At 41.4% G+C, this 21,411-nt stretch carries 18 protein-coding genes; 9 read left to right on the top strand and 9 right to left on the bottom strand.

Annotation, left to right across the window (positions count from 1 at the left end; translation table 11 throughout):
• The first annotated feature begins 4 nt into the window (after positions 1–4).
• Positions 5–535: a GNAT family N-acetyltransferase gene (locus tag BUC20_RS34045; protein ID WP_073227186.1), complete on the top strand. Its 531-nt coding sequence runs from the start codon at positions 5–7 to the stop codon at positions 533–535.
• On the opposite strand, the gene BUC20_RS02925 is transcribed toward BUC20_RS34045, so the two are convergent.
• Both BUC20_RS02925 and BUC20_RS02920 read right to left on the bottom strand, forming a co-directional pair.
• Positions 525–1,700 carry an alpha/beta hydrolase-fold protein gene (locus BUC20_RS02925; protein WP_073227184.1) on the bottom strand — a complete coding sequence of 392 codons (1,176 nt, stop codon included), beginning with the start codon at positions 1,698–1,700 and terminating at the stop codon, positions 525–527. The two genes, BUC20_RS34045 and BUC20_RS02925, sit on opposite strands and share 11 nt — an antisense overlap.
• 40 nt (positions 1,701–1,740) lie before the next feature.
• Complete coding sequence (locus BUC20_RS02920) at positions 1,741–2,709, bottom strand: GlxA family transcriptional regulator (protein WP_073227182.1); 969 nt, start codon at positions 2,707–2,709, stop codon at positions 1,741–1,743.
• Between the two features lie 133 nt (positions 2,710–2,842).
• On the opposite strand from BUC20_RS02920, the gene BUC20_RS02915 reads away from it, so the two are divergent.
• Complete coding sequence (locus BUC20_RS02915) at positions 2,843–3,397, top strand: dihydrofolate reductase family protein (protein WP_073227180.1); 555 nt, start codon at positions 2,843–2,845, stop codon at positions 3,395–3,397.
• A gap of 29 nt (positions 3,398–3,426) precedes the next feature.
• Complete coding sequence (locus BUC20_RS02910; RefSeq protein WP_073227178.1) at positions 3,427–3,813, top strand: VOC family protein; 387 nt, start codon at positions 3,427–3,429, stop codon at positions 3,811–3,813.
• Between the two features lie 66 nt (positions 3,814–3,879).
• Here BUC20_RS02910 and BUC20_RS02905 read toward each other — a convergent pair whose 3' ends face one another.
• The 3 genes from BUC20_RS02905 to BUC20_RS02895 all read right to left on the bottom strand — a co-directional run bounded on the left by BUC20_RS02905 (position 3,880) and on the right by BUC20_RS02895 (position 6,167).
• A complete protein-coding gene (locus BUC20_RS02905; RefSeq protein ID WP_073227175.1) occupies positions 3,880–4,206 on the bottom strand; it encodes a nuclear transport factor 2 family protein in 327 nt (108 codons plus the stop codon).
• A 97-nt stretch (positions 4,207–4,303) separates the two neighbouring features.
• Positions 4,304–5,221, bottom strand: a complete 918-nt coding sequence (locus BUC20_RS02900) for a helix-turn-helix domain-containing protein (protein ID WP_073227172.1) — start codon at positions 5,219–5,221, stop codon at positions 4,304–4,306.
• A gap of 136 nt (positions 5,222–5,357) precedes the next feature.
• On the bottom strand, positions 5,358–6,167 hold the full coding sequence (locus tag BUC20_RS02895; RefSeq protein WP_073227169.1) for an SDR family oxidoreductase: 810 nt from the start codon (positions 6,165–6,167) through the stop codon (positions 5,358–5,360).
• Positions 6,168–6,338: 171 nt separating this feature from the next.
• On the opposite strand from BUC20_RS02895, the gene BUC20_RS02890 reads away from it, so the two are divergent.
• The gene (locus BUC20_RS02890) at positions 6,339–6,665 is read left to right on the top strand and encodes a MazG-like protein (protein ID WP_073227166.1); all 327 of its coding nucleotides are present in this window, start codon (positions 6,339–6,341) and stop codon (positions 6,663–6,665) included.
• Positions 6,666–6,701: 36 nt separating this feature from the next.
• Here the strand turns inward: BUC20_RS02890 and BUC20_RS02885 are convergent, their stop codons facing one another.
• Positions 6,702–7,592 carry a helix-turn-helix domain-containing protein gene (locus BUC20_RS02885; RefSeq protein WP_073227164.1) on the bottom strand — a complete coding sequence of 297 codons (891 nt, stop codon included), beginning with the start codon at positions 7,590–7,592 and terminating at the stop codon, positions 6,702–6,704.
• Between the two features lie 201 nt (positions 7,593–7,793).
• On the opposite strand from BUC20_RS02885, the gene BUC20_RS02880 reads away from it, so the two are divergent.
• The 4 genes from BUC20_RS02880 to BUC20_RS02865 all read left to right on the top strand — a co-directional run bounded on the left by BUC20_RS02880 (position 7,794) and on the right by BUC20_RS02865 (position 11,274).
• A complete protein-coding gene (locus BUC20_RS02880) occupies positions 7,794–8,873 on the top strand; it encodes an alpha/beta hydrolase (protein ID WP_073229411.1) in 1,080 nt (359 codons plus the stop codon).
• A 76-nt stretch (positions 8,874–8,949) separates the two neighbouring features.
• Positions 8,950–9,684 (top strand): carboxymuconolactone decarboxylase family protein, encoded by a 735-nt coding sequence (locus tag BUC20_RS02875; RefSeq protein ID WP_073227161.1) that lies wholly within the window; start codon positions 8,950–8,952, stop codon positions 9,682–9,684.
• Position 9,685: 1 nt separating this feature from the next.
• A complete protein-coding gene (locus BUC20_RS02870; protein ID WP_200800875.1) occupies positions 9,686–10,771 on the top strand; it encodes an alpha/beta hydrolase in 1,086 nt (361 codons plus the stop codon).
• Between the two features lie 11 nt (positions 10,772–10,782).
• The gene (locus BUC20_RS02865) at positions 10,783–11,274 is read left to right on the top strand and encodes a cupin domain-containing protein (protein WP_073227155.1); all 492 of its coding nucleotides are present in this window, start codon (positions 10,783–10,785) and stop codon (positions 11,272–11,274) included.
• Positions 11,275–11,276: 2 nt separating this feature from the next.
• Here BUC20_RS02865 and BUC20_RS02860 read toward each other — a convergent pair whose 3' ends face one another.
• The 3 genes from BUC20_RS02860 to BUC20_RS02850 form a co-directional block, all read right to left on the bottom strand.
• A complete protein-coding gene (locus tag BUC20_RS02860; protein ID WP_073227152.1) occupies positions 11,277–14,414 on the bottom strand; it encodes a GH92 family glycosyl hydrolase in 3,138 nt (1,045 codons plus the stop codon).
• 10 nt (positions 14,415–14,424) lie between these two features.
• On the bottom strand, positions 14,425–16,749 hold the full coding sequence (locus BUC20_RS02855) for a GH92 family glycosyl hydrolase (protein ID WP_073227149.1): 2,325 nt from the start codon (positions 16,747–16,749) through the stop codon (positions 14,425–14,427).
• A gap of 411 nt (positions 16,750–17,160) precedes the next feature.
• Positions 17,161–19,584, bottom strand: a complete 2,424-nt coding sequence (locus BUC20_RS02850) for a TonB-dependent receptor (RefSeq protein WP_073227146.1) — start codon at positions 19,582–19,584, stop codon at positions 17,161–17,163.
• Between the two features lie 65 nt (positions 19,585–19,649).
• Between BUC20_RS02850 and BUC20_RS02845 the strand changes: the two genes are divergently transcribed.
• A complete protein-coding gene (locus tag BUC20_RS02845) occupies positions 19,650–21,404 on the top strand; it encodes an FAD-binding dehydrogenase (RefSeq protein ID WP_200800874.1) in 1,755 nt (584 codons plus the stop codon).
• The last annotated feature ends 7 nt before the right edge of the window (positions 21,405–21,411 follow it).

Below are 21,411 nucleotides of genomic sequence, written 5' to 3'. Positions count from 1 at the left end.
AACTATGGAAAATATTAAGCTTATTAAAGCATCCATCAAGGATATCGACACCCTGCAGCAAATCGGAAGAAAAACATTTTTTGAAACCTTTGCTTCGAGTAATACCGAAGCGGATATGAAAAAATATCTGGATGATCATTTCAACCAGGAAAAATTGAGCCTGGAGGTGAACCATCCTGAATCCCTGTTCTACATCGCATGGGACGAACAAAATCCTGTAGGTTACCTTAAAGTAAATACTGGCCGGGCACAGACGGAGCTACAAGATGACAGTTCACTTGAGATAGAGCGCATTTATGTGTTAAGCAGCTATCACGGCAAAAAAGTAGGACAACTATTATATGAAAAAGCATTGGAAACTGCACTGTTGCTAAAGAAATCCGCTATCTGGCTGGGCGTTTGGGAAGAAAACCCAAGAGCAATAAAATTTTATACCAAGAATGGATTTGTTGCCTTCGATCAGCACATCTTTAAAATGGGTGATGATGAACAGATTGACATCATGATGAGAAAGAATTTAAACATCACAGCTTAGCCATGATCTTCCTGATCATTTCTTTTCCACTCTTGTTTCCTGGATTTAGCAATACAGATTTTTTATAATAAGCGAGGGATACCTTATGGTTTCCTTTTATGTAGTACGCTTCCCCCAAACTATCGTAAGCATTTGAAGAGTTAGGATGATTTTTAACATTTTGAGCAAATATTTCGATGCCCCGGTCCACATGCCCTAAGTTCAATTGCCGGTAACCACATTCATTCATAAAATCTTCGCCGGGTTGTATGTCATATCCAAATTGTGCAGACAATTTCTGAAAATGTGTTTTTATGTCCTGATAAGATCTTACCACCGACGTATCCTGTGGGTTAATAAACCAGTCTGTATAAATAAACCTTAACCCCTCATACATGCTCTTGTATCCTACAGAAAAATGATCTTCTTTGAGAAAGGAGTTGTATTGCCATTTAAGTGATTTCGGAGCAAAAGACTTCAACTGATTCACAAGGGAATCAACAGCCAGTTTACCACCAGGCTCATCACCTAATGAAACAGACAGATTGCCCTGAAGCTTTGGATGCGCTTTAAGGAAAGCTGAAAACCTGCCTAGAATTTCCATATTTCCACCATAAATTGCCGGACTGATCACGATCTCCGATTGAAAAAGATCAGGTTCAGCTTCCTTGCAGTACATAGCGAATAGCCCACCAAGAGAGTGCCCCGATAAAATACGATAAGGCTGAGTTCTGTAGTTCTTGTTGATGTAAGGAATCAGCTCAGTTTTTACAAAGCTTAGAAACGCTTTTCCTCCCCCGGTACTCCGCAGGTTGCTATCTATCTTACCCTCAAAAATGAGGGAATGTATAGGTGTAAAGTCTTTTACACGGTCATTGTTTACAATACCAACAATAATCAACTGTGGGATGCGGTACCTGTCGGATAAAAACCGTTCAAGTTCCGTCACATAAGCAAAATTCTGGTCAGGATCCAATAAGTATAAGACAGGATATTTCTCACCAGATGTTTCATAATTGACAGGTGTATAAATCCACAATGATCTTTTCTCGTTTAAGATTTTGGAGGTAATGACTACCTTCTTCTGATCCCTTACAGGAAGGTCATCGCCCTGAGCCAATACAGGTGTAAACAGGCCAATCAAAAGACCAGTAAAAATCAAGCTGCTGATGATGAACGGTTTCATACTTTTATTTTTTTAAGCTAGCTAATAAATGTGGTATAATTTATCCCCGGGCATATTTGCGTTTGTACTCCATTGGCGATAGGCCGGTTATCCTTCTAAATACCTTTCTAAACGTTTTCAGATCGCTATACCCCGTATCTTCAATAATGAAGGGCAGGTCTTTATGGTTCATCTCTATGGCTTTCTTGGCCGATTCTATACGTACCCGTTGCAGGTATTCAGAGGGTGTATTGTTGGTAGCGGCTTTAAACCGGCGTATGAAATTCCGTTTACTCATATTGGCGAGACTGGATACTTCCTCCATGCCGATATCGTTACTATAGTTTTCCTCGATGTATTGCTGGGCTTTCAGAATGTTCTTATCATCGTGTTGGTGCTGCCCGGTAAACACTTTAAAATGTGCCTGACTGGTCGTATCCATCTCAATTGCAAACATTTTGCTGATCCACAATGCCGCTTCGCGTCCGCAAAATTTTTCTATCAGGTACAAAATCAGTTTCAGCGATGAGAATGCTCCTCCGCTGGTATAAACACCATCCTGATCGGTAATCACCAAATCGCTTTTCATACGGATATTGGGGTAAAGCTTCTGCATGTCGGCAGCTACTGCCCAGTGTGAGGTAACTTCCTTACCATCCAGCAATCCGGCTTCGGCCAAAAAGTAACTGCCTACACACAAGCTGGCGACTTCAGCACCCTTGGCGCTCATTCCCTTTATCCAGTCAATAGCAGCTTTATTTCGCATCAATACGCCATCATTGCCCACACTAAAGGAAGGGATAATGATCAGATCGGCCTTTAATACATCCTCGTAATTTTGATGTCGGATATCCGGATTAACAAAGTTGAACGGGATTTGATGACCTTTCTCCGTCACCAGATGAATGACAAATGACGCTTTTTTGCCGGCACGTTCCATATAACGGTTAGCGCCACTCAGTAAATCAACAACTCCGGTTACCGAGGATGGAACAACTTCATCAAAAATATACAAGCAAACATTTAGCATGGCTTATTGGTTTTAGGTTATACTAATTTAGGTGTTTTACTTGTCACTTTTGCACCTGTAAGTTGTCATCAATGCCACCTGCAAAACATCAATAATCTACGGAAATTTGTAATGAACAAACACACTAAATACGATGAGCAAACTAAGTGTATTTAATTTTATAAGCCTGGATGGTTATTATAAAGACCTCAATAATGGGATAGACTGGCACCAGCACGGTCAGGAAGAAGGTGAATTCAGCGCTAAAAATTTAGGGCAGGACAACATTCTGCTGTTTGGGCGCATCACTTATCAAATGATGGCATCCTGGTGGCCAACACAAAACGCCATTGATGCGATGCCTGAGGTAGCCAAAGGGATGAACAATGCCGAAAAGATTGTATGTTCCAATACCCTGCAAATTGCAGACTGGCAAAATACCCGCATCATCAGCGGTGATATCGTCACAAAACTGAAGGAACTGAAAAAAAACTCGTCCAAAGGCATTACCATTTTAGGCAGCGGCAACCTATGTACGCAACTGGCGGGAGCAGGTTTGATCGATCACTACCAGATCATGATAGACCCTATAGCTATTGGCAATGGCAGCTCTATTTTTAACGGCATACAGCAACAACTTAAGCTAAAACTTACCGATACACGATCTTTTAAAAGCGGGACGGTATTACTAAGTTATGAAGCGATATAAAAATCAATACATCTAATACCTAATTAATTATGAAAGTAAAAATATGGGCCAATTTAGGCGCTAAAAATCTGGATCGAACCGAGGAGTTTTACACTAAACTTGGTTTTAAGAGAAATGGACAGAAAAACGATGAGTTAGTCAGCTTTTTATTTGGCGAGGATGATTTTATCATCCACTTTTTTAAAGAAGACAGCTTAAAAAAAGGAATGAAGGGAGAATTATCCGATTTGAGCAAGGGCAACGAAGTGATATTTACCATTTCAGCCGAAACAGACGCAGAGGTAAACGACTGGGCTGTAAAAGTTAAGGCTGCTGGTGGAGATGTATTTAGTCCGCCAGAAGCATTTCAGAGCATGTATGGCTGTGCCTTTGCCGATCCTGACGGGCATAAGTTTAACATTCTAAGATGGAAGTAAGGTGAGACCTGGCAAAGGCGGCCTGAAAATCTGCAGGCCGCTTTTGTTTTTAGTGAATCCTTACCATTAGTCAAGATAGGCATCGATTGTATCGATAAGGCCATCGGTGTTGAAGCTGAAATTCAGACCGCCTGTTTCATGACCGAAATCCCCGGAGAAATCAACCTGTGCATTGAAATGCAGGTCATCGAGTATTTCAATAGATACTAACCTGGTTACAGTTTTGTAGCCAACAAAAAACTTCCCGAGATACTCACGCACACCTTTAGTATCCTTAAATCTTTCGCCTACAGACACATCGTCTATCACTGCATCATCAGCAAATAACCTGAGTGCAGCTTCTACATCAAATGCATTTGTAGCGATGATAAATTGTTGAATGATTTTTTTCATAGTTTGAATGATTACCATACAAAGTTAGGCGGTAGAGAATCACGCTTTGTAGCGGATTTCTCAATTATTGTAACTGAAAAAACCATTAAATTGTGTGCTAACCAAATGATTGCCTGAACTCAAGTGGAGAAACTTTTACTTTCGTTTTGAAAAGCCTGTTGAAAGATTGAGGATGCTCAAATCCAAGCTGATAAGCAATCTCCGCAACCGTCAGATTACTTGAACTCAGGATATCTTTCGCCTTTTCAATCAGTTTGTTGTGAATGTGTTGCTGGGTAGTCTGTCCTGTTAATGAACGCAACATATCATTTAAATATCTTGGAGAGACGTTCAGGTGATTTGCGATTTCCATCACCGTAGGTAATCCATTAACAAGGGGTTGATCTGTCTTGAAAATATGCTGTAAATAAGTTTCCATTTCTGCGATCAGATCATGGTGCACTATTTTTCTGGTAATAAATTGCCGGCTATAAAAACGATTGCTATAATTGAGTAACACCTCAATCTGGGATATCAGGACGTCCTGGCTAAAATGATCAATATTGGTATCAAGTTCCATGGTGATGTTGTCAAAAACCGAAAAAATGATCTTCTTTTCTCCGTCAGAGAGATACAAAGCTTCTGCAACGGAGTAAGAAAAAAAACCATATTTAATCATTTGCTTTCCCAATGGATAATTCCGGATAAAGTCCGGGTGAAATAACAAGGTATATCCGCTATAATCCTTTTCTTCCGTAGCTGCAGCGATCAGCTGATTAGGAGCAGTAAAAGACAAACCACCCTCCTCAAAATCATAATGTCCTTGCCCATATCTGATCTGTCCCGAAAAATGAGCTTTAAAGGAGATCTTGTAAAAATCAAGCAGATATCCCCTGCCAAGCTCCGAAGTATCAACCTTGATGTCCTTATAATCAACAAGCGCAATCAGAGGATGCTTTGGTTTGGGTAACCCCAGGGCCTTAAGCAGTGCTGATATGCTTTGAAAGATCACTGGCAGCGTATTTTCTTTTTTCATGTTGATCGTACAGTGTAGAAAGAGTGTTAATTTAATACTAAGCTAGTCAATTGTTTTTTCACCGGATTTGATTCTTCTAAGTTTAAAGGGAGCATCTCGAACCCTCCCGGTTTATCTGTTGTATTCATTTCTTTCCTTATTCAATCTGATAGTATTTTGTGATTTCTTTACGGTGCTGCTCAAAGCCCAGTTTCTCTCTTCTGAGGGCTAAAGCGACCGCATCTTTTCCCGCTGCATATTTCTGCCTGTCCTGACCATCTGTTACTGCTCCATAGATTACAGATGCGATTTCTTCAGGCTCCGAAAAATGGATGAGGCTACCATCCTCAAAACCTTTTATCATCTTGTTCCAAACCAACTCATAGGCAGGATGTTGCTCCAGTACAAGTGCGGTACTGCCGAAATTGGTTTTAATGCCGCCAGGAGCAACTGTTTTAAATTGGATACCGAAAGCATTCAGATCATAGTTCATGGATTCAGACCAGCCTTCCAGAGCGTACTTTGTTGCGGTATATACCGAAGCGAACGGACTTGCCGCAATAGCAACGGCCGAGGTCACGGTAATGAATATACCTTGCTTTTGATTTTCCCTGAAATATTTCACAAATGGTTGGGCAACACGGAAAACGCCGGTTAGGTTGGTATCGATCTGCCGGGCTATCTGTGTTGCTGAATAAGCTTCAAATGGCCCGGTAAGTCCATAACCCGCATTGTTCAGTACCACATCAATATCACCTGAAGAAATAGCTGCAGTTACGGCTTTTTCTACCTGATCAGGTTTCGTTATGTCCATTTCCAATAACGTTACATTCTCCAGCATGTTGAGCTCATCTTCCTTTTCCGGATTTCGCATAGTAGCAATCACCCTCCATCCTTTCGATTGAAATAGTTTTGCGGATGCTTTTCCTAATCCGCCTGATGCTCCTGTAATAAATATAGTTTTCATAGTCCAAAAGTAGCTCCATGCCCTTGCCTTAATGTTGCCGTTTTGGACGAACTTGTAACCGAAAAAACATTTGTCTGGTTTATTTGGTTACAACTCAGACAGATTCGGTTTAGTTGTGTCTGGCAAAACCAGGTATCTTGCACCATAAATAAACATTTAAACAATATCATAATGAACGAACTAAATTTCAGCGAAGTAATATCCAGATCTCAAAATATCAGAGCACTTTACCGTCAGTTAGAGCTAGAAAACCATGGTAGCGAATGGACCATCGAAGAAGATGCCCTGGCATTTCTGACCGATGCCGGTTTGGTTGGCAGGCTGACCATGTCGCAGCAAGGACGGTGGCCCAAAGGTGGGAATACCGATGCCGAGTTATCACATAAATTAGGTGAATGTATCTGGTGGCTGACCATCCTGGCAGACCGTATGGGATTGGACATGAATACCGCCCTTGAAGGTTTTCTTAATAAAACAGAAAAGCTGTTAGACAAATAAATTATGGCGAGGACTTATCGAAGCCATCAGCTGATCCTATTGGCTTCGATATTCATTTGGTGTAACTCCAACACGCTTTTTAAAGAGCCTGATAAAGTGTTGAGGATACTTAAAACCCAACTCATAAGCGACTTCGCTTACTGTTTTATGATGGTCAAAGATTTTGTTTTTCGCAACTTCAATAATTTTATTCTGAAGGTATTCCTGAGCTGATTTACCCGTTTCCTTTTTAATCAGATCACCAAAATAATTGGGAGAAAGATGCAATTCATCTGCACAATAGGCAACAGAAGGCAAACCTATGGAATATGGTTTTTCTGATGCAAAATAGCCATTCAACAATTCTTCAAACTTTTCTAAAATCCCTTTATTGGCCTGGTCCCTGGTAATAAACTGACGGTCATAAAACCGCTCACAGTAATTCAAAAACAATTCAATATTTGAGACAATCAGCTGCTTACTGTGTTTATCTATGGCATGCTGCAGTTCATATTCAATTTTTGCGAAGCAATCCAGTATGATTTTCCGTTCCTGTTCCGACAAATGAAGTGCTTCATTCACCGCATAGGAGAAAAAAGAATAATTACCAATGGTATTTCCCAATGACATCCCCTGGATCAAATCCGGATGAAACACAAGGGCAATTCCCTGAGGCTGATAATACCCATCTTTATTTTCACCGATCACCTGTCCCGGTGCGAGAAAGATGAGTGTTCCTTCTTCATAATCATAATTATTAAGCCCATAACGGAGGTCACCACATTTGATCTGTTTCAGGAAAACAGTATAAAATTCGTAACGTAAACGCCGAAGCTGGCGAGGTTCGGCTTTATCCAAATGCACCACACTTACCAGTGGATGTAAAGTTTCCTGATTATTGAAAGCATTATACTCACTGATCTTGGCGAAATTTATCGTCTCTTCCATAGCTGCTGTTGTTTCTCTGAAACAAAAATAGACATTAGAAAGTTTCTACTATAACACCACATGTACAATCAGTAATATTGGTAGTAAATACAGGAATGTATATACCAATCTCTTGATTTTTAGTCTTCATCTTTGTCCTATACATCCGATTACCTGGGTATCAATATCAACACCTGTAGTCATAAACTCCTGAAATTCTGTATGAATAATATAGCTAAAATAACTCTTCTCCCCGTCCTGCTGGCCTCATGTGGCCTGCATAAACAGAACATCGGCAACGGTCCATTGGTGATTCAACAGCAAGGCAGTTTCTCCGTTGGGGGAACAAAGATTTCTGAACCTGGAAATTTTGACCTGAACAATTCATTGAAACCACAGGGACAAACCCTTCATGGCGATCACGCTTATGTGTTTTATCAGATTCCGGCAAAGGCTCATCGGTATCCTTTAGTTTTCCTGCATGGTGCCGGACAGTCAAAAAAGACATGGGAGACCACACCTGATGGAAGAGAAGGTTTTCAGAATATCTTTTTAAGAAGAGGCTTCGGGGTTTACCTGCTTGATCAGCCAAGACGTGGAGAAGCAGGTAAAAGCACTGTTGCTGCAAGCATTACCCCTACTGCAGACGAACAGTTTTGGTTTACACAATTCAGGATAGGTAATTATCCGGACTATTTCCCGAACGTTCAGTTTCCAAAGGATGCTCCTGCTCTGGAACAATTTTATAGGCAAATGACCCCAAATACAGGTGGTTTCGATGGCAATGTGGTTTCTGATGCAATTTCTCAACTATTTGATGAAATTGGAGGAGGTATTCTGATCACCCATTCACAAGGCGGTGGTCCGGGTTGGCTTACAGCTATAAAAAATGAAAAAGTTAAAGGTATTGTGGCCTGGGAACCCTATAGTGGTTTCCTGTTTCCCGAAGGTGAATTGCCCCCGCCGATAAAGTCAGCCGGTCTTTTTGGCGAATTAAAAGGTCAGGAGATTCCTTTGTCTGATTTTAATAAGCTTACAAAAATACCAATCATCATTTATTACGGCGATAATATTGCAAAGGAGCCAACGAAAGTATGGAATAAAGACCACTGGCGTTCCGGACTGGAAATGGCAAAGATCTGGGCGGCTGCAATTAACAAACATGGTGGTGACGCAACAGTAATACATCTGCCGGAAATAGGAATCAAAGGCAATACGCACTTTCCTTTTTCGGATTTAAACAATATTGAAATAGCCAATCAGATGTCCGGGTGGTTAAAGGAAAAGGGATTGGATCAGTAATATTGGTAGTCATCCCCGTAATCTATCTACCTTTTAAAGTTTTCGTTCTCCGGATCTTTGTATCAAAGCATTAAACATGAAATTATTCCTTAAAGTATCTCTCACATTATTAATTGCAGCAATCGGTACAAATGCTCCCGTATGGGCACAGCAAAAAAATACCATGGAAAAAACATTGAGCTCCAAACAACAAAACATGGTCACTATTGCCGCTTTTACGGCTAAAGGCGATTTAACAACATTAAAAACAAAGTTGAACTCGGGGCTTGATGCAGGTTTAACCGTTAACCAGATAAAAGAAGTGATTGTTCATCTGTATGCCTATTGCGGATTTCCACGAAGCATTCGCGGACTTCAAACATTGATGACAGTACTGGAGGAGCGAAAGGCCAAAGGGATCAGTGACAACCAGGGCCCCAATGCCTCCCCTGTTAAAGATGAACGAAGTAAATACGATCGGGGAAAAGTGATCCTGGAAGAACTGACCGGTGCGTCGCAGGATGGACCAAAAACAGGCTATGCTGCCTTTGCCCCTGAAATAGAAATATTTCTCAAAGAGCATTTGTTTGCCGATATTTTTGAACGTGACGTATTGACTTATACAGATAGAGAACTGGTAACAATAGCAGTGCTCAGCAGCATTGGCGGAGCCGAACCTATGCTGAATTCTCATATGAACATTTGCCTCCATGTTGGCCTGACATCTCAGCAATTGCGGCAATTCATTGGCATTATAAAATCAAACATCGGTGCAGCTGCAGGTAACTCAGCTGAATCCGTATTAAATGAAGTACTTAAAAACAAAAAGTAAAATGAATTTTCAAAACATAAACAAAATCAAAAAAGCGATGCTGATCCTGACCACAATAGTGATGTCGACAGTGGATACTGATCCCTTAAAAGCTCAAAGCAATGTCAGCAATAAGCAAGCTGCAGAATTGCTGAACACCAGAATATACCCCTTAAGAGATGGAGAAAATGGGGTGAAAATCCAAAAGGTGTCTTACCCAAACCGGCTTCAGATTAATGTAGTCGCTAATTTGTTCCTTCCACCAAACTACGATCATAACAAAAAATATGCAGCGATCGTAGTGGGGCATCCTTTTGGAGGAGTAAAAGAACAGACATCCGGATTACATGCACAAAAACTTGCTGAACTTGGTTATGTAACCCTGGCCTATGATGCTTCCTTTCATGGGGAAAGCGCTGGCTTCCCAAGACATATTGAAGTGCCGGAAATCAAAGTAGAAGATTTCAGTGCAGCAGTGGACTTTTTAAGCAACTATCCATTGGTAGATAAAAACCGTATCGGCGTTTTAGGAGTATGTGCCAGTGGCGGATACTCAGTAAGTGCAGCACAAATTGACCATCGCATCAAAGCGCTTGCTACAGTAAGTATGTACGATATGGGCCGCGCACGCCGACAAGGCCTTGGTGATGTAGTTACTTATGAGCAACGCATGAAAACCCTGGATGAAATCGGGGAACAACGCACCAGGGAATTTGCAGGAGAAAAGAGAAAAGACATCAATGCCATTCCTGAAGTTCTTGGCGAAAATGAAACAGAAAACACAAAAGAGTTTTTTGATTATTACCGCACCTCAAGAGGTGGGCATCCTAACTCGACTGCAGGATACTCCTTTACCAGCCTGGCCCCTATGATGAATTTCTTTCCTTTTGCACAAATTGAAACGATCTCACCACGTCCCTTACTCTTTATTGTTGGTGAAAGAGCGGTATCAAAATATTTCAGTGAAGATGCCTATAACAAAGCAGCCGAACCTAAAGAACTTTTTGTTGTTCCGGGAGCTTCACATGTCGATCTTTACGACAGACCAGAGTACATGAAAGTATCCCTTAAAAAAATAGACGCCTTCTTTAAGCAATACCTGAAATAAACACATTCAATATGAAACATATTTTAAAATTCAATCTCGCATTCTTACTGGCCCTGATTTACGCTTGTAATGATAGACCCAAAGAAGACGCTGCTAAAGCGGAAAAAACATCGGTTATTTTCCCAAAAGGGGATAAAAATAGAAATGATAATTTCAAGGGCGAGGTGTGGGTAAAATCACTGGTAGATGCGGATAGTTTAAACGAAAATGCAGTGGGCAATGTCACATTTGCACCGGGTGCCAGAAGTAAGTGGCATTCTCATCCTGCCGGACAAATTTTACTGGCAACCGATGGTGTAGGCTATTATCAGGAAAAGGGGCAACAAAAGGTGATTCTTCGTAAGGGTGATGTGATCAAATGTCCACCAAACACTCCCCACTGGCATGGTGCCAGTCAGGATACGGCATTTGTCCAGGTCGCAATTACAGGCCGGCAAAACGGTCCTACAATTTGGTATGAAGAGGTTACAGATGAAGAATATAAAGCTGTCAGGAATAAATAAAATCAATTACCCCATTTTTGGTTTGGTTGACTCCCCATTTCCAATTCCAGTATGCCTCCTTTTAAAACCTCGCTTTGCAAAATCCTGAAATCCTGTATCTGCTTCCCATTTAACTTTGCTGATTGGATGTATTTATTTTCTTTTGAGGCTTTGTGTGCTGCTATTGTGAACTTCATACCCCGATTGTATTTGTGGTTTAATAAGATGGATATACGGGGGTACCTCGGACTCCCAATTTCGTAAACGGGTTGTTTCGAACATCCTCCATCCATTTGAAATAGACCAATCGTGCTCATGATAAACCAGCTACTCATTTGCCCCAGATCCTCATCTCCCGGATAAGCGTCATAAGGAGTCGTTCCATAGTACTGTTCCTGAAGGGCACGATTCCATTTTTGACTAAGCCAGGGCTTGCCAGCCCAGTTAAATAAATAAGCTACCTGCATCGCCGGCTCATTGCCATGATTAATAGGAAACGAAGAAAAATCATCACCTGAGGCATTAAAATTAGCTGCCGCTGATTTCTCCATTGCTTCATTTAAACGACTAACAAACCGATCTTTTCCCATTTCAGAGATCAGCTCTTCCGGACGGTGTGGAACGAACCAGGTGTAATTAAAAGCATTCCCTTCTACAAATCCTGGTGTATGATAAGGATCAAATGGCTTTAACCAATTTCCTTCCTTGTCTTTCGGCCTGGCAAATCCGGACACTTTATCAAAGATGTTTTTCCAGTTATCAGAACGTTTATTAAAATAAGTAAAGTCATCTGTTTTATGGAGTACTGAAGCCATTTGGGCCAAACACCAATCGTCGTATGCATATTCCATTGTATTCGATACAGCGCCCATTCCAGCAGGAACATATCCATATTTCATATAAGGCTGAATGTCTTCCACACCTACAGTTCCACCCCCTGAAAAAACCTGAGGAGGAGTTGTCATCATCTTTTTAAATCCCGAATATGAAGTTTGAAGATCAAAGTCCCTGATCCCGCTTTGCCAGGCCCCTTGTATCTGTGAGATGCCATGCATGGCCACCATCACGCCAGTATGCTCTACCCCTGCCGGATCAGTGTTAAACCAACCACTATTCTTATACAATTCAATGGCAGAGCGTGCCCATTTTGAAGATATTTCAGGAGCAACCAGATTGAACAATTGCTGATTATTCCAAAAGGTATTCCAATATTCTCCACTCACGATACAGTCTTCCTTGTTTTTAAACTGACGAATCTGCTCTACCTCATCAACATACCTTCCATCCACATCACTCCAAATTGCTTTAGCTGCAATCGCACGGTAGAAATTAGTATAAAACTTCATTTTTTGCAGATGGTCATCCGTTGTGATCTGAACTCGTCCCAGATATTCATTCCAGACCTTACGGGCATTCTGCACCACTTTTTCAAAATCCCAGTCAAAAGGCGTGGTTATTTCCTTTTCAAGATTATTTCTGGCCCCGACCAAATCCACCAGTGACACTCCGGTTCGTACAGATATGGCTTCATTTTTTTCTGTCTTAAAATTTAAAAATACACCAAGATCTCCTTTCCCACTGATGTCTTTTATATCGTAGCGTATCAGGGGTTGGGAGCCAAATTCATGCGTACGATTCCATCCACCGATATACCCGGTAACCGGCTTTACTTCATTGTTAACCCAGCCACCCATGGATTGAAATGGCTTACTAAACTGCATTACAAAGTGTACAGTATACAACTGCTCCAGTGTATAACCGGTAAAAGCGTTATAATAAGTGGCAAATCCTTCTATTTCATTGCCGGATACTTTTGTGATTTTTGCCTCTTTCAGGTTATGGGGATACTCGTTTGGCGTGAACAAATCAACCATTATTCTTGCGGAATCCAATGCAGGAAAGGTATACCGCTGAAGAGAGGCTCTTCTTGTGGCAGTGATTTCGGCTTTAATACGGGTATCTGTCATGAATACACTGTATTTTCCAATCTTTGCCGACTCTGTTTTTTTGTCAATTCTGGAACGGTAACCACCATCCGGATCTTTTTCTGTCCCTGGATTTACCTGTAGCCGGCCACTTGTGGGCATGGTCAATAAACCGCACATCGTCCAGTCGGAAAAATGGCTGAAACCCATAATGTTTTCTACAGTATATTCATACCCGGCTTTCCAGGTTTCATCCTGATTATCCGGCGCAATCTGAACCATACTCAATGGCAATGAGGGGCCTGGCTTGAACATCCAGCGGGAGTTACCAGTTCCCATGAGCAGGTCTACATAATCTGAATAAGTTTGGAGCTCCTGTCTGGATCGGATAATGTTCCCGGTATAAATGATTTTATTGCCTGCTTTTATGGTCACTACTGAAGTCAAACGTTGTTTGGCACTTGCGACAGCCGGCATAGGTATTTCTATTACTGAATGTCCTTTCTCGATCAGTTTTGTAACCGGGCTTAGCCCTGTAACGGAAACACTCACCGATTCTGTTTTATCCATTTGTATGAGATCAACAAGTATCGGCTGTATCCGCTTATTTTCCTGTTTCAGTTCAAATGGCGCGGCTTTAGCCGAAAGAATCAAAGTGGAAGAGCTGTCTTGAATTAAAAGTGCTTTATTTCCTTCCATACGTATATCATCAAATAGGGCCCATGATCCTGAAATGATCCCCATCTGGATCGTGTTCATCCCTTTTTTCAACCAGTTGCCAGGTATTTCAAGCTTTATTGTCCTCTTATTTTCAGCAGACAAATTCAATTCCTGGCGCTGTCCGTTTATCTCTATCCTTAATACGGTCGGTTCCTTTGTGTTTACTTCTGCGAAGTCAATCACAAGTCTCGGGCTTCCTGTAGCAACCGGATCTTTTAAGTTGAATACGATTCTTGGAAAATGACGAGGATAAAATCCCGACCAATACCCGCCACCTGCCCAGCTATCCAACGGGCCGGGTAATATATAGGGCCAGTGTTTTTCAGGGGTAGAATAACCAATCGAAAATACCGTGTTTTCGCCGCCGAAATCAGCCAGAAAACTACCTTTTCCTGAAGGAGCCAATGCAAATTCAGCAGCACTGTTGTCTTCTTTTCCTATTTGCCAAATGGTATGCTGGCTATAAGTTGATAGCGAAAAGAATGACAATACTAAAAGCAATCCGGTTATCTTCATCAGTATATAATTATTTTTTATTGATTTCTTTAAAATTTTCTATTCCCCAATTTTTATTCGGTACGGGTCCAACCTCAAAACTCAGTTTCCCTCCATTCACAATATCTTTAAAATGAATTTTAGGCCTGGTTAAGGATTTGCCATTTAGTGTTGCCGATTGGATATAAATATTCTCTTTAGAATTGTTCAATACCTCAATGACAAACTCTTTTCCCTTATAGAATTTCGGATCCAGCTGAATGGTCATTTTATCAAACAATGGAGTCGTGAGGTCAAGTTCGGGATTGGTTTCCGTGCCGCCACGCATTTCAAATAAGCCTAAGGAACTCATGACATACCACCCTCCCATTTGTCCTTCATCTTCATCTCCTTCCCAGGCCTGATAAGGTGTGGAACCATAAAAGCTTTCCATAATATCCCGGGTCCATTTTTGGGTTAACCATGGTTTTCCAGAATAATTGAATAAAAAAGCAGCTTGCATATTGATCTCATTTCCCTGATTAATATAAAATTCATTTCGCTCACCTGTAGTACGATCTAAGGCATGAGCCGCAAATTTATAGTCCACAGATTTCTCAAAACCATCATTTAAACGGGTATTGAACAAATCCTTTCCCATTAGCGCAATTAGCCCTCTCACATCATGAGGTACATAAAATGAATACTCCCAGCCGTTTCCTTCCACAAACGAACGGTTTGAAAATTCATCATAGTCAGGGATCCATTTTCCTGTTGAATCTCTTGGAACTACAAATTTCAAATCTGGATGGAAAACATGCTTATAGTTCTCAGACCGTTTATTAAAATAGGAATAATCCGCTTTTTTACCCAGAGATTTCGCCAGTTGTGCTACACAATAATCATCAAAAGCATAATCCAGGACTTTATTGGTCTTTCCATGTTCATAAGGAACATAGCCGAATTTCATATATTCTTTCAGTTTAGGGTTTCCCGCCTCACCGCCATGCAGACTGACACCTTCATTCATCATCATAAATCTAGCGGCTTCATATACCTTCTTAACCGTTTCTTTATTTTTAATCAGGCCTTTCTGACAAGCAGCAACCATCAGCGCGATTTCATGTGAGCCTTCCATAATGCCCGAGTATTCCAGTCCGGCTGGCCCTTTCGCCGTCCAACCTGTACGTTCAAACAACTCTAATTGAGTTCCTGTCCAATTTTCCATCACCTCCGGAGCAATCAGGCTGAGTACACCATTTGAATTCCAGAACGTATTCCAAAAGGCATCACCTCCATATATGCTTTTGCAATATTTTAATGTTTGAACGTTTTCAGCCGGATCTACATATTTTCCGTTCACATCATTCCAGGTTTGCTTTGCCGCAAAAACACGATATAGATTGGTATAAAATTTCACCTTATCGGTTTCCGTTCCTCCTTCTACTTTAATTGTTGACAACAGCTTATTCCAGGTGCTTTCCGCATTTCTCTTAACCGCTTCAAGGTTCCAGCCAAAAGGCTCCATTTCTGTTTTTAAGTTTAAGCGAGCCTGTTCAATACTGACCAGGGAAATACCAGAACGTACATGCACCTGATCACCTTGTTTCGTGTTATACGTAACGAAAGCGCCTACATCACCTTTCCCGGAAACTTCATTGCAATCCCTCGTTAATTTTTTTCCGGTCCAGGTATTAAAACTTTGAAAAGGTCGGTCAAACTGGAGTACAAAACAAACTTTGTAATCATTAAAACCTCCGGAAGCTGATTCCGCATAACCTTCAATTTCAGTAGCTGTCACTTTTGTTATTTTAGCATCCTTTACCTTAAAATCATACTCTGCAGGAAATTGCAAATCAATTAGAATACGGGACTCTTTTTTCTTGGGAAAAGTGTAACGTTGAAGGCCGCATCGGGTGGTAACGGCCATTTCCGCTTTAACATCATGGTCATAGAGGTAGACGGAATAATACCCAGGGCTGCCTTTCTCTGTACTTTTTTCGATCCGGGAATGATAGCCCGCACCAGCGCCTTTATAAGGTGAGTCGGTCGGCTCATCAGAATAACTCAAATCTGCAGTGCTGGGCATCATTCGTAAACCTGCCATCGTCCAGGCATGAATATGGCTAAAACCATCTACACTATTTATTGCATACTCATAACCCGCCATCCAATTGTATCCCTGATTCGCTCCCTGGTTGTCTGGTCCCAACTGAACCATTCCATAAGGCATAGTGGCATAAGGCCCAAGCATCCAGCGGGAATTAGAGGTACCCATAAAAACATCAACATAATCAACAGGTCGTTTTTCCTGGGCAAACAACAGTGTTCCAAAAAGATTTAACAGGCAGTACAATACTATTGACTTAATCTTCATTACTCGTATTTAACAATTTACTTCGATATGGCCGTTTGATCATTTCGTCTTATTTCGCCAGGATCAATCATCACATTCATAACTAAATGTATGAACATATGAAACAATCTAAACGTCATTAAAAATAACATAAAAGACCAAAAACGCAGCTAAATGCATCTTGAGACACATTAACAAACGCAGAATGTACAAACATAATAATTTAATGATTATTTGCAAGTGTACATTCGCATTCTCCAATTTCCCATGCAATGCCGGCCTATTGATAAAGACCGATAAAGAAAAAAAAATGCGTCCACTGATATCGATCAGAAGATTAAGGTTGAAAAAAAACGGAAAATATTAAAGCAAAACTTAAAGCCCTCTCTTTAAGTAGCGCTTCTGGCTTCACCATAACAGACAAGCTATTTTCTAACCGTTTGGACGGCTTTTCACATCATCATTAGTGATCTTTTTGCTTTCTTTTTGCTCGAAAAGCTTTCCAAATTCCCAGTTGATGCTGAGTTTTATCGTTTGATTATAATTCCGTTTGAATACGCTTGAATTGAAAGTTTTGCTATTGATCACTTCCCTTTGGTTAATGGTCTCATTAAATGGATTGATAAAGGCCAGGGTGAAAGAAAGCCGCTTTGATGGAACCTCCTTTTTGGCAGCTATACTGTAAAAATATCTTGAGGTTTTATAGCCCTGCAGCATTCTTACTCTGCTGGAGTAATCCCCAAATGCCTGCAGCGTAAAATTGGCGGGCAGTTTATAAGAAGTATTCAGGTTTACTTCCGCATTCCATCCCTGATTGTCCACCTGCAAAGCCTTGCTTTGAAAATCAAGTTTGTAAATATTCACATTTGAATTGATGTTCCATTTGCTATTCAGAGGCATAGCTGCAGAGAAATTCAGCCCCAACTGGCGGTTGGCGGCAAGGTTTTGCTTGTTCGTAGTGGAGATCCCATTTGCATCAGTAATGGTAAAATCCTCAATAGAATTATTAGTTTGCTTCCAAAATAAAGCACTGTTCAGAGAAAGACCTGAATTGAAGGAAACGGCATAAGACAACTCTGCCTGATCGGCCAGCTCGGGTTCCAGTTGAGGATTGCCGGTAACAATGTTTTTCGGATCACTGGTGTCTAAATTCGGATTCAAATCCCAGATATACGGCCGGGTAAGTCGTCTGGTATAGCTCATACTCAAAGACTGAGTCTCATTGAGCTTTTTAGACAAAGTGGCTGTTGGAATGAGGTTTGTAAAGTTCCTGGCAAAAGTGTTTCCTGTAGCAATGAAATTTCCGTTCAAACGGGTGTGTTCCAGACGGGCACCGGTTTCAATATACCAGTTAGCCGGAAGGTTGAATTTCAGGATAGCATAACCTGAATAGACTTGCTGACCATATTCAAATACGTCGTTTCGTTCAGAAATGGGTTCAAGCACAGTCGGTTGTCCTGCTTTGCTTCCCTCCACCTGGTAATCATTGCTCACATTCCTGCTGATCAGTTTAAACCCTCCTTCAAAACTATATTTATTGGATTTCCCAAAAGGATGCAGGTAATCCGTTTGAAAAGTCCATTCTGAGTTCTTTGTGCCGCTGTTATTTAACTCCCTGTAAAGAAGCTCATTTGCTGTAGAAGTTCTGTCTGATAGGTATCTTGACTTATCCTTGGAAGGAGAAAACTGCGCCAACAAAGTGAGTTCACGTCCCGGATTTCTGAATTTTCTGCTGTAACCAAAGTTAATGTCTCCGCCAAGATAGGCCGCTTTGGTGTCGACATCCTGGTGATAGCTTTCAAGTAAAGTACCGGTGGGACCTGTAACCTGACTAAAAAGACGGTTATTATTTGGCCAGTCGCCAAACCAGGAACTAAAACCAAAACTGAAGCGGTTCAATGTATCAGCAGCATAGTCAATGGCGATATTGGCCGAACCATGAGGCGCGGTATTGTCCTCTATTTTTGTCTGATCAAGAGAAGAAAGTAAAGCGCCCTGATCACTGAAGTTATTACGCTTATAATCGCTTGCAGATTTCATTCTCAAGCGGTGAAGGTGCGCATTGACATTGATGTTCCATTTTTGATTGGCCATGGAAAAACGAGGGTTTAGCGCCTGTTCCCAATTACTGGCAACGGCCTCCAATGCCCCGTTCATTTGTTTTCTGTCTTTTTTAGTAATGATATTAATCACCCCTGCAGCACCCTCAGCATCGTATTTGGCAGATGGTGTAGTAATGATCTCTACAGAGGCGATGATGTTTGAGGGCATCATGTTTAATGCATCTGCAGGGCTTCTCGCCATTTGTCCGGAATACTTCCCATCAATCAGAATTTTAATATTCTTACTGCCACGCATGCTCACATTACCCTGAGCATCTACGTTTAACACAGGTGCTTTTCGCAGTACATCAGCCGCAGTTCCGCCTTTGTTTCCAGGATCGTTGCCTGCATCATAAATCAGCATGCCCGGTTTTTGGATGACCATTTTCTTTAAAGCGGTAACGTTTACCTCACTCAGCTGACTCACAGTTGCTGAAAGCAAAATATCGTTAAATACCTTGTCGCCCCCTACAGCAACTGGAAGTTGTTTGGTTACATAACCCACAAATGAAATGCGAATAAAAGATGCGCCGCTACTGGTTGCTTTCAGGTCAAATTTACCTTCAGGACTGGTAACTGTGGTCAGCATTACCTTCCCCTCCTTATTGAATAAGCCTACGGTAATGAACTCCAACGGCTGACGGGATACGGAGTCCAATATTCTTCCGGATACACCGGGATAAGATTGCGCCAATAAATTACAGAAGATCACAGACGAAAAGAAGAAGCATATAAAAAGTAAAGTCAAGCGCATATGAAAGGGTTTGTTAAAAGCAAAAGTATATTATTTAGATATATTCTAAATAATATACTTTTGCTATGACAATATTGTTACAAATAGGCTTGCCAGTCAGCAACTATCTATCTCTCCGGAATAAAACCCTCAACTTTTCTTTTATATTTGTGTATATGCCTATAGAAGAAGAGTTTAAGCCTGACGCCATCATCATTGGTTCCGGATTAGCCGGATTGGTCGCTGCTATGGAAATTACCAGTGCAGGAAAAAAAGTATTATTGCTGGATCAGGAAACGGAACAAAACCTCGGCGGACAAGCATTCTGGTCTTTTGGTGGTTTGTTTCTGATCAATTCACCACAGCAAAGAAAAATGGGGATCAAAGACTCCTATGAACTGGCATTGCAGGATTGGATGGGCACTGCAGCATTCGATCGTAAAGACGATTACTGGCCAAAGCAATGGGCAGAAGCCTATTTAAAATTTGCTGCCGGAGAAAAATATGAATATATCTCTAAAATGGGCATCAAACTGATGTTTATGGTGGGATGGGCAGAACGTGGAGATGGCGCTGCAAGTGGTCATGGCAATTCAGTTCCACGTTTTCATGTGAGCTGGGGGACCGGTACCGGCGTCATTAAGCCATTTGTCGAAAAAGCTTATGAAGCCAAAGAAAAAGGCCTCCTCCGGATGAAATTCAGGCACCGAGTTACTGCTTTGATCAGCGTCGATGGTAAGGTCACTGGCGTAACAGGTGATGTACTGGAAAATGATGATAAAGAAAGAGGCTTTGCAACAAACAGAAATGTGGTTTCTCAATTTGAATACAAAGTGGCGCATGTCGTAATCGCAACTGGTGGAATCGGTGCCAACCATGAACTCGTAAGGCAAAGCTGGCCGGAACGACTGGGCAAAGCGCCAGAAAATATGGTATGTGGCGTGCCGGCTTATGTTGATGGTAAAATGATCGGCATTGCCGAAAGTGCTGGTTCCAGCATCATTAACCGCGACCGCATGTGGCATTATACCGAGGGGCTGCAAAACTGGAACCCCATCTGGCCAAATCATGGCATAAGAATACTGCCAGGCCCTTCTTCTATGTGGTTTGATGCAAAGGGTAACCGACTCCCTGCTCCTTTCCTACCCGGATTTGATACATTGGGCACCTTAAAACATATACAGGAAACGGGCTATGCCTACTCTTGGTTTATCCTGACACAAAAAATCATTAAGAAAGAATTTGCACTTTCAGGATCAGAACAGAATCCCGACATTACCAATAAGGATTATGTTCTTTTTCTAAAAAGGATCTTCGGTAAAAAAGCACCAGGCCCTGTGGAAGCATTTAAAGAAAATGGCAAAGATTTCATTGTATCAAATGATCTGGAAGACCTCGTTCAGAAGATGAATGAACTTGCTGGAGATGACCTGTTGGATCACCAAAAGATAAAATCACTTATTGAAGCAAGAGACCGGGAACTGGACAATAAATTTTCAAAAGACACCCAGATCAATTACATCCGCAGTACCAGAAAGTATTTAGGCGATAAACTTGGGCGTGTAGCCAAACCACATAAAATACTGGCACCTGAAAATGGGCCACTCATTGCTGTGCGCCTGAATATCCTTACCCGTAAAACATTAGGTGGCATTGAAACCAACCTCAACGGACAGGTTTTAAAACCAGATGGCACAGTTCTGGAAGGCTTATATGCAGCGGGAGAAGTAGCCGGTTTTGGCGGCGGCGGCATGCATGGCTATCGCGCGCTGGAAGGTACTTTTCTTGGTGGCTGCATTTTTAGCGGGATGAAAGCTGGAAAATACATTGCCAACCTATGATCTGAAT

Source organism: Pedobacter caeni (genome assembly GCF_900129215.1).
Taxonomy (GTDB): Bacteria; Bacteroidota; Bacteroidia; order Sphingobacteriales; family Sphingobacteriaceae; genus Pedobacter; species Pedobacter caeni.
This window is presented reverse-complemented; position numbering and strand designations above follow the sequence as displayed.

Excerpts from the sequence above, each read along its gene's own strand:
- BUC20_RS02925 (WP_073227184.1), bottom strand. The coding sequence starts at position 1,700 with ATGAAACCGTTCATCATCAGCAGCTTGATTTTTACTGGTCTTTTGATT.
- BUC20_RS02910 (WP_073227178.1), top strand. The coding sequence starts at position 3,427 with ATGAAAGTAAAAATATGGGCCAATTTAGGCGCTAAAAATCTGGATCGA.
- BUC20_RS02915 (WP_073227180.1), top strand. The coding sequence starts at position 2,843 with ATGAGCAAACTAAGTGTATTTAATTTTATAAGCCTGGATGGTTATTAT.
- BUC20_RS02920 (WP_073227182.1), bottom strand. The coding sequence starts at position 2,709 with ATGCTAAATGTTTGCTTGTATATTTTTGATGAAGTTGTTCCATCCTCG.
- BUC20_RS02880 (WP_073229411.1), top strand. The coding sequence starts at position 7,794 with ATGAATAATATAGCTAAAATAACTCTTCTCCCCGTCCTGCTGGCCTCA.
- BUC20_RS02865 (WP_073227155.1), top strand. The coding sequence starts at position 10,783 with ATGAAACATATTTTAAAATTCAATCTCGCATTCTTACTGGCCCTGATT.
- BUC20_RS02895 (WP_073227169.1), bottom strand. The coding sequence starts at position 6,167 with ATGAAAACTATATTTATTACAGGAGCATCAGGCGGATTAGGAAAAGCA.
- BUC20_RS02905 (WP_073227175.1), bottom strand. The coding sequence starts at position 4,206 with ATGAAAAAAATCATTCAACAATTTATCATCGCTACAAATGCATTTGAT.
- BUC20_RS02870 (WP_200800875.1), top strand. The coding sequence starts at position 9,686 with ATGAATTTTCAAAACATAAACAAAATCAAAAAAGCGATGCTGATCCTG.
- BUC20_RS34045 (WP_073227186.1), top strand. The coding sequence starts at position 5 with ATGGAAAATATTAAGCTTATTAAAGCATCCATCAAGGATATCGACACC.
- BUC20_RS02845 (WP_200800874.1), top strand. The coding sequence starts at position 19,650 with ATGACAATATTGTTACAAATAGGCTTGCCAGTCAGCAACTATCTATCT.
- BUC20_RS02860 (WP_073227152.1), bottom strand. The coding sequence starts at position 14,414 with ATGAAGATAACCGGATTGCTTTTAGTATTGTCATTCTTTTCGCTATCA.
- BUC20_RS02900 (WP_073227172.1), bottom strand. The coding sequence starts at position 5,221 with ATGAAAAAAGAAAATACGCTGCCAGTGATCTTTCAAAGCATATCAGCA.
- BUC20_RS02885 (WP_073227164.1), bottom strand. The coding sequence starts at position 7,592 with ATGGAAGAGACGATAAATTTCGCCAAGATCAGTGAGTATAATGCTTTC.
- BUC20_RS02875 (WP_073227161.1), top strand. The coding sequence starts at position 8,950 with ATGAAATTATTCCTTAAAGTATCTCTCACATTATTAATTGCAGCAATC.
- BUC20_RS02890 (WP_073227166.1), top strand. The coding sequence starts at position 6,339 with ATGAACGAACTAAATTTCAGCGAAGTAATATCCAGATCTCAAAATATC.
- BUC20_RS02855 (WP_073227149.1), bottom strand. The coding sequence starts at position 16,749 with ATGAAGATTAAGTCAATAGTATTGTACTGCCTGTTAAATCTTTTTGGA.
- BUC20_RS02850 (WP_073227146.1), bottom strand. The coding sequence starts at position 19,584 with ATGCGCTTGACTTTACTTTTTATATGCTTCTTCTTTTCGTCTGTGATC.